Below are 13575 nucleotides of genomic sequence, written 5' to 3'. Positions count from 1 at the left end.
TTACCCCCCCGTCGTCCTCTTGATCCGCGCGAGCGGCGACGACCGCTCGATGAAAAACGAGAGGAAGGAGGCGAACTCCTCGTCCCAGCACTCCGCACCGACCTTCACCGTCCAGCCCTGCTTCATCGAACGGTAGACGTGCTTGCCGAGCGCGACCTCGAAGAGCGTCTTCGACCGCAGGAGGTCGACGGCCCGGGTGAACGGGCGGGGGACCTCCACCACATAGCGGCCGTCCTCCACGTAGGGGCCGGCGAAGACCTCCGCCGAGACGTACTTCGCGAGGAACTTCTCCGCGTTCTCCCGCGCCGAGAGCGGCGGGCCGATATGCCGGCGCATCAACGGAACCGTCCCGGCCATCAGCTCGAAGAGGAGGATGCACCGCTCCGCCCCCATACAGACGTCGATGCGGCTTGCCGGAAACCCGCTCCGCTCCAGGAGTTCCCGGATCGATTCGGCTGACTTGCGGAGCTGAGGCACCACCGTGTCGGGGGTGTAGTCAGGCGTCGCAAACGTGATGGAGAAGAGGTGCGTCCCCCGTGCCGCAAGCAGTCGGGAAAAGACCTCGCCGGTGAGCGGCGGCGGCGGCGACCTGCAGAAGAACGCCGCCGACGGCTCCGCAAGGTAGCCGCGGGCGAGTTCCGCGAACTCGAACATCCGCGAGAGCGAGAGCGCCGCCGCCACGTTCCTCTCCGGGTCGACAGGGTCGATGACGACGAGCGGGTCCTCGAACTCTTTCGCGGCGTGCCCCTCGATATCGATCACCTCCCCGGCCCTCCAGCAGGCGGCGGCGCGAAGGAGCGGGTGGAACCCACCGTAGTAGATCGTCAGGATCTCGCAGAGGTAGCCGGAGAACCCCTCGGTCATGTGGTCCGAGCCGTAGACCCCGCCCGCCTTCGCGAACTGCTTCGCGAGGAGGACGTCGTCGGCGTAGTCATCGATGTGCGCGAGGATGTAGCGGGTGTGAAACGGTGTCCGGTCCACGGCGCTCTTGATCTCGGTGGCGCTCGCGACGGCGTAGCAGGGGACGAGATCGATATCGAGCGAGTCGATCGTCGCGTTGACGTAGGGGTGCTCCGCGTACTTCTCCCGCCAGGTCGCGCCGAACTCCTCCGCGATCCGGTGCGCAAGGGCGAGCCCCTGCACCTGAAGCTCCTCCCGGGAGAGAGCGGGGTCGAAGAGCATGAATATATCGAGATCCCGGTCGCCCCGGACGAAGGTATCGCGGGCAACGGAGCCCACCATCATCGCCTTCGCCATCCCCGACCGCTCCACCGCCTCAATCAACCGCTCTCCCATCGCACGGATGTAAGTCCGCTCTTCGGGCGTGGGCCGGACCCGCTCAAGCACCTCCTCCTCGCAGGGGCACCGGGTCAAAGCGCGACCTCCGCAAGGTCATCGTAGATCGGTCCGCGGGGCGTGAGCGTGCTCTTCTTGAGTTTGATGCTTGCCACCCGGCAGGTTCCGAGCGGTTCGCGGGGCATGCGCTCCGCCTCCCGGCACTGCGAGGGGTGGAACTCTTTCACCCGGGCAAGGGTCACGTGGGGGCGGAAAGGACGCGTCTCCCGGGAAAACCCGAGCGGCGCGAGGAGGTCGTCCACCTGCCGGGCAAGCGCGGCGCTCTCCCCGCCGTCCGCGACGTCGCACCAGATCACCCGCGGTCTGCGCGGCGGGTTGCAGACCGCGTGCCCGACCGTCAGGCTGAAAGGGTCGGCCCTGACGGCCCGGAGTGCCTCGACGACCGGATCGACCCGCACCGGATCGATCTCCCCGAGGAACTTCACCGTGAGATGGAGGTTTGCAGGGTCGACGAGGGCGAGTCGTCCGGACGACCGCCTCAAGACCTCCTGGGACTCACGGGCGCGCTCCCGGATATCCTCCGGCAGATCGATTGCAACGAACGTCCTGACCATACTACGGTACTATCGTGCTTCACCCTAGAAAATGGTGATTGTCCGGCGGAGGTTTGAGCACCGGAACAGAGCGCAGGGCGGCCGGGAAGTCTGGCGGGCAGGAGGTTTCCGGGCACCCGCACCGCTGGTGCAGGGATATGCTTCCGGACGAGAAGCAGCGTCCCACACAGAATGAGATCTGTTATAACCGTGCAAAACGAAAACATAGTGACCGAAAAATCTGGGGGTTTTAGCATTTCCGATACAACGCAATTCACCATATACACACTGGAATTCTGCCCGAATTGCGAGATACTCAAAGAATTCCTGGCCTCAAGGGGTGTCCCCTTCACCGAATGCGACATGGCGTCCGCCGAGGCGCTGACCGAACTCCGCATAAACGGTGTATTTGCCCAGGAAGCGCCGGTTCTGCAAAAAGGCGACGAATTCTATACGTCTGCCGATCTCTTCAGCGGCGGCGAGTTCCAGGAACACCTCGTCGCCGATCTGATCGCGGAGGCATAAGGTTGACCCGCAAGTCGACACAGGCGACTCTATTCGGGGAGTTCGTTCCGACGTTCCCGAAGGTCAGAACCTCCCGCGGCTTCCTCCTTGACTGGGACCGGAACCGGATCGTCAAGCAGATCCTGGAGGAGACCCGGCTCGTGGAGACCTTCTACGGCTACGAGGGAGCCGACGAAGAGACGGCGCAGGATATCGCCCGGCGGGTCGAGAAGAAGATCCAGATGCTGGGCCTTCAGTCGCTCTCCGGCCCCCTGATCCGCGAGATCGTCAACACGACGCTCCTCGAGCGCGGCCTCATCCCCTACCGCAACGTCTCCACCCGGGTGGGAACCCCGGTCTTTGACGCGCACCTCATCGATGTGGGGCGTGGGTTCGAGGCGCACGACAACGCGAACCTCCAGGAGAACGCCGAGACTTCGCACAAGAAGAAGGCGGACAAGATCAGCAAGGAGCAGTACCTCCTGCAACTCCCCCCGGAACTTGCCGACCATCACCTCCGCGGTGATCTCCATATTCACGACCTGGAATACTTCGGGACCCGTCCGTTCTGTATCGACGGGAGCACGGTTGTGCCCCTGCGGATGGAGAACCGGATCCAGAGCCTTCGCCTTGACGAACTCCCAATTAACGGCGATGCGTGGCTCCCGGAGGATCTCTCTGCACTCACCCCGGGAGGCTGGAGGCGCGTCGCCAAGGTGACCCGCCGGAAGGTGAACCCGGGCGAGATGCGCCGGATCCGGACATCGGATGGGGGATCGCTCCTGGTCACCGGCGAGCACCGGATCCCGGTGCGGACCGATGAAGGGATGGCCGTCCGTCGTGCCGACGAGGTCAGGCCCGGGGACGCCCTCTACCGGATATCCGGGACCGACGGTCTCCGCGGGGAGACGATCGGATCGATCGATCTCGTCCGGGAACTATCTGCATCGGTTCCGGCCGAGTTCCTCGATAACGTCTACGTCCGCGGTGCCGAAGGGATCTTTAGCCATGTGGTGCAGAGCGGGCGGGCCGCATCCTACGCCGAGATCTCGCGGGAACTCGGCGTCGAACACCAGAAACAGTGGTATATGCGCGGGATCATGCCGGTCGCACTCTTTGCGGCCCTCTCTCGCCGCTACGGCATCGAGGACTATGCCGGGGTCACCATCGGGGTCACGGGGAGCGAACACGAACTGCCAGCCCTTCTCACCCTTACGCCGGAACTCGTCCGGCTCCTTGGATTCTTCGTTTCGGAGGGGAACTATAACGCCGCACCGGCGGTCGGACAGTACAACCTCGCGATAACCGAGAACCACCAGGCGCCCGCGATCGCGGCCTCGGCGCGTGCTTGCCTGAACACCTTTGCAACGATCGCCGGCGGCGCTCCCGATACCACGACCATCTATGGGGTTGAGGTGGAGCGAAACCGGGCGCTGCAGGTCTACTTCGGCGGCAAGGCAGCCTATCTGCTCTTCCGCTACGTCTTTGCCATCCCCGAGGGCGCAGCAGGGAAACGCCTCCCCTGGATCGTCTACCACCTGGACGACGTGCTCCTCCACGAGTTCCTCTCCGCCCTCTTCACCGGGGACGGTTCGGCATACTACCGCCCGGAGAAATCGGACTGCATCGTCAACTACACCACCGCATCACCGGCGCTCCGGCAGGAGCTCTCGCTCCTGCTTACCTCACTCGGGATGTCGCCGCATATCGTCGAACTCTACGGCGAGGAGGAGCGGCGGACGCTCTACCGGCTCCAGCTCAACGGCAGGAAGAACATCGAGACGTTCGCCCGGTACGCCACGTTCCTTGATTCGCGGCAGGGCCACATTGACGGGTTCCTCTCCGCGGTGAAGGGAACACGGACCGCCGAACGGGAAGAGACCGTCGTCGATAACGGGCCCGCGGAGCCCACCGGCGAGTACGTCTACGACCTCTTCCTCGACGGCGACGGAAGCGAGGAGAGCCACACGTTCTACGCCTCCGACGGCCTTCTCATCCACAACTGCCAGGATTGGGACCTCCGATACTTCTTCTACTACGGCCTGATGCCTGATGGGAACGGGACGAAGGCCTCGGTCGCCGGCCCCGCAAAGCGGGCAGAGGTGGCGGTCCTCCACGCGGTCAAGGCGCTCGGCTCCGCCCAGACGAACTTCGCCGGCGGCCAGGGCTACTACAACTTCCTGACGTTCATGGCGCCCTTCTTCGAGGGGATGGACTACGAGGAGATCCGGCAGCTGATGCAGATGTTCGTCTACGAGATGACCCAGATGATGGTCGCCCGGGGCGGCCAGGTGGTCTTCTCGTCGGTCCAGCTCTCCCCGGGCGTTCCGACCCTCTGGAAGGACAAGCCCTGCGTCTACCGCGGGAAGGTCTGGAACGGGGAGCAGGCGCCGCTCCGGACTTACGGCGAGTTCGAGCGCGAGGTCCGGCTCCTCTTCAAGGCGCTGATGGAGGTGATGCTCGAGGGCGACTACTGGGGCAAACCCTTCTCCTTCCCGAAACCCGAGATCAGCATCGAGCCCGACTTCCTCACCGAGGACGAAGAGTTCAACCGCGCTCACCCCGATCTCCCCACCTACCAGGACCTCTACCTGATGACGTTCGAGCTCGCGTCCAAGTACGGCAGCCCCTACTATGACAACCAGATCCCCGCCTACCGCGGGGCCGGAGAAGGAATCTCCTGCTATCAATGTTGCGCGTACCAATTTTCCTCCCTCGCCGACGAGGACGACGAGTTCGAGGACAAGCTCTACTTCCGCGAGGGGAAGCACTTCTCGATGGGATCCTGGCAGGTGATGTCGATCAACTGCCCGCGGGCGGCGTACAAGGCGGAGGGCGACCAGGAACGGCTCTTTTCCGAACTGAAATCGCTCATGGACATCGCCGTCGACCTCTACCGTATCAAGCGCCGCTGGATGTCCCTCATCCGGACGAACGGGAGGATGCCGTTTGCGATGCAGCGCCCGAAGGACCCGAACACCGGCGAACGCGGCGCGGTTGCCGTGGACCTCGAAGGGCTCGTCTACACCATCGGCGTCGTCGGGGTCAATGAGATGGTGCAGCACTTCACCGGCCACCAGCTCCACGAGTCGAAGGAGGCGTTCCGTCTCGCCGTCCGGGCGATGACTGAGCTCGAGATGTATGCGCGCGAACTCTCGAAGAAGCACAACATGACGATCGCTCTCGCCCGCACCCCGGCGGAGACGACCGGTCAGCGCTTCGCGGTCGCCGACCTCCTCGACGAGCGGTTCCGCGACCACGCGATCAAGGTCATCAAGGGCGACGCTGATAAGGGGCTCGATATGCTCGGCACGACGCTCGACCTCCCCATCTACTACACGAACGGCACCCACGTCACCCCGGCGGCCCCCGTCCCGCTCACAAAGAGGATCGAGATCGAGCACGTCTTCTTCCCGGTCGTGGACGGCGGCAACATCTTCCACATCTGGCTCGGGGAGGCGCGCCCCGACCCCCGGGGGCTGATGGAAATGGCGATGAACCTCTGCCGGACGACCCAGATCGGCTACTTCGCCTTCACCCGCGACCTGACGGTCTCTCTCAAGGAGTACCGGGAACTGAAACCGGCGCGCCAGGACCGGGCAACCGGTGCCGGCACCTCCCCGGCGGCGGACCGGGCGGATGCCTGACCGGGATCATACCTTTTTTGGTTTGCCGGGAAGACTCAGTTAGGAACTGCCCGGCAGAAGACCGCGGCGCTATGCGAGAGGCATACCCATGATCGACCTGAAAACATCACTCCTCGCCATCGATGTCGGCCGGGGCACCCAGGACATCCTGGTCTACGAGCCCGGCCAATCGATCGAGAACAGCATCAAACTGGTCCTCCCCTCCCCGACCGTGGTGACGGCGGAGAAGATCCGGCAGGCCACCCGCGCCGGGCTCCCGGTCTTCCTGGACGGGCACCTGATGGGCGGCGGCGCGAACACCGGCGCAATACGCGAACATCTGGCAGCAGGCCTTCCCGTCTACGCCACAGAGGAGGCCGCTCTCACCCTCCACGACGACCCGGAACGGGTGCGGGCGCTTGGCGTCGAGATCCGCGCCGACCCTCCGGGGGACGCGGTGAGGGTCCGCACCACCGACTACATGGAGCAGGAACTCAGGCAGGCTCTCTCCCTCTTCGGGGTGGACTACCCCGGGAACGTCGCGGTCGCAGTCCAGGATCACGGCTACTCGCCGCACCGGAGCAACCGCATCCACCGGTTCGAACTGATGCGGGAGCGGCTGGACGCCGGGGACTGGGACCTCCTCTCGCTTGTTACCGACCCGCCGCTCGCCGACATGACCCGGATGCAGGCCGTCCGGAGCCAGGCACCGGACGCGCTCGTCACCGACACCGGCCCCGTCGCCCTCATCGGGACGCTCTGTGACCCGCGGGTGCGGCAGATGGCAAAGGACGGGGTGACCCTCGTCAACGCCGGAAACGGACACACCCTCTGCTTCACCCTGAAAGGGCGGGAGATCCACGGCCTCTTCGAGCACCACACCGGCGCGCTCGACCCCGCGAAACTGCACGACTACATCCGGCGGCTCGCCGACGGCACCCTGACCTCAGAGGAGGTCTTCGACGACAACGGCCACGGGGCGGCGATCCGAAGACCACTCAAGACCGGTGCCGTCGTCGTCACCGGCCCGAACCGGCTCCGGCTGCTCCCGGAAGCCTACCAGGCGGCGCCCTTCGGGGACATGATGCTCTCGGGATGCTTCGGGCTCGCGTATCTCTGGAAGGCGTTCCGGGAGGGGTGAACCCCCCATCAAACGATATCTATTCTCCCCCGGACGCCCGCGAGGGCACCGGGGACCAGTTCTTTTGCCACCACCCCGGCCACAAGAGCACATCTCGCACCCTACGAGGAAGGCGCCCCGCCCAGCAGCCCCTGGAAGAATCCCACGATCAGGTCGAGTATCGACGGCGAGGACGCAGACCGCTCATCCGCCCCGGCGCCCCCTTCCGCGGCATAGAAAGCCGCCACATCTTCTTTCCCGAGACCGCGCAGGGCCTCGAGATGCCCGACCGCCGCGGCGGCGATCGTCTCGTGATCGACGCCCCGCGCCCACGCTCCCATCATCGTCTCCGACGGGCGGAGCGTTGAGTTCTCGACGCCCAGAACTGCGTAGAGGCCGGGAAGCGACGACGCTTCCGCCGTCTCCGCATCCGCATCGGGCCGGATGGCGATCACCGGGTCGGAGACGCCCGCCGAAGGCACCTCCTGGCCGCCGGCAAGCGCGTAGGCGTGGAAGGCGAAGAGGTCCGGGTTCGACGTCAGGTTGGTGACCAGCCGCTCCTCGGCAAGGGTGAGGTTTTCAAGCGTCAGTCTCCCGGTGCGGGTAGCGACCGAGAACTCCCAGACACCGCGTTCCCCGTCCCCGAGGGATCGGACCTCACGGGTCCGGGTGATCTCGTAGACCCCGGTCTCGTCCGGCGGCGGCACCAGGACGACGTAGGCCGGGTCATCCTCCGTGATCGTCACGTTCCTTGCCTCCACCGTCACGGTGACGGTGAACGTCTCCCCCTCAAAGACCGCGCGTGGGTGTCGCCCGCCGAGACGCATCGCCGAATCGAGGAGCCAGTCGAGGTTCGCTATCTCCACCCCGCTCCGGGTGAGAGCGACGTCTTCAGGGGTCCGGTCGAGGATCACCCCGATACCCCGGACAAAGAGGCCGTCGCTCGGCACAGCGGCCACGGGCGCTATCCCGGTCTCGTTCTCCCCGGTGGGGGTATACGACGAGGAGGGGTTGACGAGGTTATGGCCGCTCTGGACAAGCGGACGATCGTGGGAGTAGTGCGCCTTCGCCATCGTCGCGCCCGGCCGCGGCGGGGCATACCGTTCAAGGGTCGGTTCCGGGTTCGTCTCCTCCTCCGCATCTTCATCGTCGGCGGCGAGATCATCATCGATCTCGTCATCCGGGTCGTCGAAGGCGGCGTCGGTCTCCGTATCTGTGGATTCAGAAATCTCTGTTGCATTCAGGGACGGCTCCTCGGTCTCCGCATCGGCGGTATCAACCGTTTCCCCGGTAAAATCCGACAGGGTCGGTATCTCCGGGGAAGATGTGGAGGTTGCCGGAACTGTCTCCGCCGGATCCGCTATCTCTTCAGGCGGCGGCGTGGCATCCCCGGCAGCAAGGGAATCGGGCTCCCGCTCCTCGGCGGTTTTCTCCTCCGTCTCTCCCTGCCCCGGACTCACCGCAGGCGTGACCGGCACCTTATTGTCAACGGGCTTCTCACCCGGTAGATCGACGGTGCCGTTCTCGTCGGACCCGGCGAGAGCAACTGTGAGAAGGGCGGTCATGAGAATACAGAGCACCAGGGCCCCGACGATGAGAAGGTATCCTCTCAACGATACCACCCCGGGCATACGGGAACCCCACGCACCCCGATCACCGGTTCTGCCGCAGGCGGCACGGGGCTCACTACCCGGCCGGGAACTCCGTTCATGGGAGTCTCATGGAGCACACGCCGATATAAATAATTTACTGGCGGGAGCGCGCTCGAAACCCCCCTGCAAATCGCCTGGAGGGAAACTGCCTACCTGCCGGCCGGGATATTGCCGGACGACGGTAAAAAAAGTTTTCAGGCAGAATCGTTCTGCATCAGCTGGACATCGGCGATGTCGTGCTGCCGCTGTGCGAGAACTTTCGCCTTGAAGATATTCTTCCCCGCTTTGCCGATGGCAAGGCCCCGGTCCTCGTCCCGGACCTCGATGAGGGCGACCTGCTGGTCCTCCTCGTCCGTATCGAAGTCGATATCGGTGACCTGAGCGGGCAGGAAGCAGTTCCGGAGGAACTGGCCGGGGTCGGCGGAGTATTCCACGACCTCGATGCGCTTCCCCATCACGTCGGATGCCTTCTTGATGCTCGACCCGCTCTTTCCGATAGCGAGCCCCATATCGCCAGGATTGATCACGAAGATGATCCGCTCGTTGCGGTTATCGACGATGCAATCGCGGCTGCCTGCGCCGGTAAGACTCTCGAACTGGGAGATGAGGCGCATGCACTCCTCAGTCAGCGTGACCTGTGGCATGTCTACACTCTCGCAGCATTCAAGATATCGGATTCGCCCGGCTCGACCACGGCGAGCGCACTGACGACGTACGGTCTTCCGCAGGCCTTCCCGAGCTGAACGCTCGAGCCTTCGTAGACGTAGACGGGGATATCGATCTCATTCACCAGATTTTTAACGGATTCCGGGCTGTTCCTGGCCACCACAATCAGTTTGGCCTTGCCTTCTTCGATGGATTCCTGGGTCTTATTCTGACCCAGGAGCACGGTACCAGTCTTCACGGCTTTGCGTAGTGAAGCATTAAAGTCCATTATGATTTCTCCTGGATTTTCAGATTTATGGGTTTTGCGATGAGTTTCACATCGCCGGTGCCAAGCTGGATAGGCTGGCCCACGATCACGTTCTCGGTGACGCCGTTTAGCTCGTCCACCTCGTTCGCGATTGCGGCATCGAGCAGATGGTTGACCGTCACTTCGAATGCAGCCCGGGAGAGAACACTCTCTTTCTCGCCGGCGATACCATGTCGGCCGATCTGCTTGACCTCGCCCTCCATGCACATCATATCCGCGACGAGCATGATATGACGGACATCGACGCCGATACCCTGTTCGTTCAGGGTACTTAAGGCCTCCTGAATGATCGCATTCCGGCCGGCCTCGATACCGAGCACATCGGCGATCTCGCTGATGTTGTTGCTCCGGGTGCGGGAGGTGTCGACTCCTTCGACTTCGAAGACACCTCTTAGGTTGGAGCCCTCAGTATAAAGGATATACTCTCCACCTTCCTTTCTGACGACGACACGCTCGATATCGTCGATACCCTGGACGATGACCTGCCTGACGTGCTCCGCGAGCTGGAAGAGGTTCTGATAACTCTCCCGGTTCTTCGGAGTGAACGTGAGCGAGACACTCTTCGGGTCACCCTCAACGTCAAAGTCGCGGAAGTGCCGCTTCTCGCGGATCTTCCTCGGGGCCGCCTCAAGGATCTCGTCGATCGAGATCTTGCGCCGGTCGCAGACGGCCTTGTTCAGCATGACGAGAACCTGCATGTTCTCCATGTCGATCGTGATGTCGCCGAACTCGTGGAGCGGCGCGGCCTCGATCTGCCAGCTCACCTCACGGGCACGGTCGCGGTTGAACGCCCAGTCATCCAGCAGGTGGACCGCCATCGTGGGGGTGCTCGGCTCGCGCCGGGCATCCATGATCTCGATCAGGCGGGGGAGACCGAGGGTAACGTTGATCTCGGCCACACCCGCGTAGTGGAACGTACGCATCGTCATCTGGGTGCCGGGCTCGCCGATCGACTGCGCCGCCACGACACCGACCGCCTCGCAGGGCTCGATCCGGCTCTTCTGATACTCCGAAAAGATCATCTCGAGGATCTGCTCGAACTGCTCCTCGGTGACGTCCCGATCCGCGAGACTGGCCTTGAGGTCCTCCCGCGTCCGGTGAGGCAGATCGAGGGCATCGATCCGCTGCTCCATATCGCTGTTCATTTGACCTCCTCCTTGAGCACACTCTCAACGATACCCTTCACGTCCACCGGGGCGCCATAGCTGCTCCTTCCCGGGTCGGTTCCATCCTCGCCGTAGCAGAACTGAATGATCCGGCCGCCCGTCGTTCGGACGGTGCCGTCGTACGCCACCTTGAGGTCCTGCAGGGCGTTGATCATCCGCCGCTGGAGGTATCCGCTCTGCGATGTACGAACCGCAGTGTCCACAAGACCTTCACGCCCACCGATGGCGTGGAAGAAGAACTCGGTGGGAGAGAGACCGCTCTTGTAACTGTTGGTGATGAACCCGTGCGCCTCAGCACCGCGGTCTTTCCTCCGGAAGTGCGGCAGCGTCCTGTCCTCGTAGCCACGCATGATCCGCTCGCCACGAACCGACTGCTGCCCGAGACACCCGGCCATCTGCGTCAGGTTCAGCATCGAACCTCTGGCGCCCGAGACCGCCATCACCACGGCACTGTTGTCCATCCCGAGGTGCCGGCCGGCGATCTCACCGGTGCGGTCACGGGCCTTGCCGAGCACCTGCATGATCTGCATCTCGAGCGTCTCCTCGAGCGTCCGCCCGGGCATCGGCTCGAGCTGCCCCTCGTTGTAGATCTTGATCCGGCGCTCGACGTCGCTGAGGGCGCCGCTGAGCACCTCATCGATCTGGCCGTACTCGGTCTTCGTCAGGTCTTCATCGTCGATACCGAACGAGAATCCTTCGAGCATGATGCCCCGGATCGAGAGTTTGGTCACGTCGTCGATGAACCGGGCAGCCCGCTTCATGCCGTGCTGCCTGATGATCCGGTGCAGGATCTGGCCGTCGAACGCACCGATCCCCTTCTTGTCGATGGTTCCGGAGACCAGATTCCCGTCGACGATCCGGACGAACGCATCGTTCTCGCAGATCTCGCGCCTGCAGGTCTCGCAGTTCTGGCACGACGAGGCCTGGAAGACCATGTTCAGGTTGTCGGGGAGAACGAGCGAGAAGACCTGCTTGTTCGTCCACAGGGGGTTGCCGTTCTCGTCCATCCGGTCCGGCTCGGGCAGATGCTCGACATCCATGTGCTGGATGAGGTAGAGCATCGTCTCCTTGTCGAAGTGCTGGACCCGGTGCGTCAGGAGGAAGATGCCCGAGATGTGGTCGTGGATGCCCCCGATGATCGGGCCGCCGGTCCTCGGCGAGAGGATGTTCGACGAGACCGAGACCAGGATCTCGGCCTCGGCCCGCGCCTCCTCGGTCTGCGGGATATGCAGGTTCATCTCGTCGCCGTCGAAGTCGGCGTTGTAGGGCGGGCAGACGGCCGGGTTCAGCCGGAAGGTCTTCCCGTCCATCACGACAACCCGGTGGGCCATGATGCTCATCCGGTGCAGCGAGGGCTGCCGGTTGAAGAGGACGATGTCGTTGTCCTTCAACTGTCGCTCCACCGTCCAGCCCGGCTCGATCATCTCCGCGACCGTTTCCAGGTTCGCATCCGAAAGGCGCATCCTCCGGTTGTCCGGCCGGATGGCGTAGTTTGCACCGCAGGGCGACCTGGTGGTGGGACGCTCGGGGCCGTTCAAGACGTACTGCCGCATCTCCTCGAGGTTGAACTGAGTCACCCTTATCGGGAGGGTCATCTCGTTTGCGATGGCAAGCGGGATGCCGACCTCGCCGATCGAGAGGTTCGGGTCGGGGGAGATGACCGTACGGGCGGAGAAGTTCACACGCTTACCGGAGAGCGAGCCACGGAACCGTCCCTCCTTCCCTTTGAGCCGCTGCGAGAGGGTCTTTAAGGGCCGACCGCTCCGGTGTCGGGCAGGCGGGCATCCCGCCACCTCGTTGTCGAGGTAGGTGGTGACGTGGTACTGCAGGAGTTCCCAGAGATCCTCGATGATGAGCTGGGGCGCGCCGGCGTCCTGGTTCTCCTTGAACCGCTGGTTGATCCTGATGATGTCCACGAGCTTGTGGGTCAGGTCGTCCTCGGACCGCTGCCCGTTCTCCAGGATGATCGAGGGGCGCATCGTGACGGGTGGAACCGGGAGGACAGTGAGGATCGTCCACTCCGGCCGCGCGACGTCCGGGTTGACCCCGAGAGCCCGGAGGTCTTCGTCCGGGATCTTCTCAAGGCGCGCCCGGATGTCTGCCGGGGTCAGTTTGTGCTCGATCTTCCGTCCATCCTCCACGAAGACCTCGGAGAAGGTGGTGGGTTTCTCGAAGTTGATCTTGAGCTGCTGCTCCCCGCAGTGGGGGCAGACCCGTTCTTTCTTAATGTCCTTCTCGGAGACGATCTCGCCCGCGAGCTCGCCGTCTTCGGGGCCGATGATCTTCTCGACCTCCTCGGCCGTCATTAGCAGCCGGGAGCACGACCTGCAGGATACCCGGAGGAGTTTCCGGATCAGCCGCGTGTACCCGACGTGGATGACTGGTTTTGCGAGCTCGATGTGCCCGAAATGGCCCGGGCAGTCGGCCGCCTTCTGGTCGCAGGTCTTGCACCGGAGACCGGGGTCGATGACACCGAGGTTCAGGTCCATCAGACCCTGCGGGTAGGGAAACCCGTCGTCGTCATAGGTGTCCGCCCAGATGATCTTTCGGACGCTCATCTTGCGGATCTCCTTCGGGGAGAAGAGCCCGAACTCGATCCTTCCAACACGTTTTGGACTGGTCATAGTTTGATTGTGCCCCCTCTC

Annotated in this window: 10 protein-coding genes; 3 read left to right on the top strand and 7 right to left on the bottom strand. The window is 63.7% G+C overall.

Translation table 11 applies throughout. From position 1 onward, the window contains the following. Together cca and thpR are read right to left on the bottom strand one after the other, a co-directional pair. Positions 1–1374 (bottom strand): CCA tRNA nucleotidyltransferase, encoded by a 1374-nt coding sequence (gene cca / locus FKB36_RS01590; protein WP_261596272.1) that lies wholly within the window; start codon positions 1372–1374, stop codon positions 1–3. Next, positions 1371–1910: an RNA 2',3'-cyclic phosphodiesterase gene (thpR, locus tag FKB36_RS01585; RefSeq protein WP_261596271.1), complete on the bottom strand. Its 540-nt coding sequence runs from the start codon at positions 1908–1910 to the stop codon at positions 1371–1373. Before thpR ends, cca begins: the two co-directional genes overlap by 4 nt. A gap of 207 nt (positions 1911–2117) precedes the next feature. Between thpR and FKB36_RS01580 the strand changes: the two genes are divergently transcribed. The 3 genes from FKB36_RS01580 (at position 2118) to FKB36_RS01570 (ending at position 7160) form a co-directional block, all read left to right on the top strand. Further along, the gene (locus FKB36_RS01580; protein ID WP_261596270.1) at positions 2118–2414 is read left to right on the top strand and encodes a glutaredoxin family protein; all 297 of its coding nucleotides are present in this window, start codon (positions 2118–2120) and stop codon (positions 2412–2414) included. 221 nt (positions 2415–2635) lie between these two features. Then, positions 2636–6040, top strand: a complete 3405-nt coding sequence (gene nrdD, locus FKB36_RS01575) for an anaerobic ribonucleoside-triphosphate reductase (RefSeq protein ID WP_449288785.1) — start codon at positions 2636–2638, stop codon at positions 6038–6040. An 88-nt stretch (positions 6041–6128) separates the two neighbouring features. Then, entirely contained in the window at positions 6129–7160 is a 1032-nt protein-coding gene (locus tag FKB36_RS01570; RefSeq protein ID WP_261596268.1) for a DUF1786 domain-containing protein, read from the top strand. A gap of 101 nt (positions 7161–7261) precedes the next feature. Here the strand turns inward: FKB36_RS01570 and FKB36_RS01565 are convergent, their stop codons facing one another. The 5 genes from FKB36_RS01565 to FKB36_RS01545 all read right to left on the bottom strand — a co-directional run bounded on the left by FKB36_RS01565 (position 7262) and on the right by FKB36_RS01545 (position 13554). Next, positions 7262–8752, bottom strand: coding sequence for a hypothetical protein (locus FKB36_RS01565; RefSeq protein ID WP_261596267.1), 1491 nt, complete (start codon positions 8750–8752; stop codon positions 7262–7264). A 233-nt stretch (positions 8753–8985) separates the two neighbouring features. Then, positions 8986–9435, bottom strand: coding sequence for a NusA-like transcription termination signal-binding factor (locus FKB36_RS01560; RefSeq protein ID WP_261596266.1), 450 nt, complete (start codon positions 9433–9435; stop codon positions 8986–8988). Between the two features lie 2 nt (positions 9436–9437). Continuing rightward, a complete protein-coding gene (locus FKB36_RS01555; RefSeq protein ID WP_261596265.1) occupies positions 9438–9725 on the bottom strand; it encodes a 50S ribosomal protein L30e in 288 nt (95 codons plus the stop codon). Next, positions 9725–10897, bottom strand: a complete 1173-nt coding sequence (gene rpoA2 / locus FKB36_RS01550; RefSeq protein WP_390895686.1) for a DNA-directed RNA polymerase subunit A'' — start codon at positions 10895–10897, stop codon at positions 9725–9727. Before rpoA2 ends, FKB36_RS01555 begins: the two co-directional genes overlap by 1 nt. An 8-nt stretch (positions 10898–10905) precedes the next feature. Continuing rightward, positions 10906–13554, bottom strand: coding sequence for a DNA-directed RNA polymerase subunit A' (locus FKB36_RS01545; RefSeq protein ID WP_261596263.1), 2649 nt, complete (start codon positions 13552–13554; stop codon positions 10906–10908). Between the last annotated feature and the right edge of the window lie 21 nt (positions 13555–13575).

It is taken from the genome of Methanoculleus formosensis, assembly GCF_025384765.1.
In the GTDB taxonomy this organism is placed as follows: Archaea; Halobacteriota; Methanomicrobia; order Methanomicrobiales; family Methanoculleaceae; genus Methanoculleus; species Methanoculleus formosensis.
Note: the sequence above shows the minus strand (reverse complement) of the source record. Positions and strands in the feature narration are given on the sequence as shown.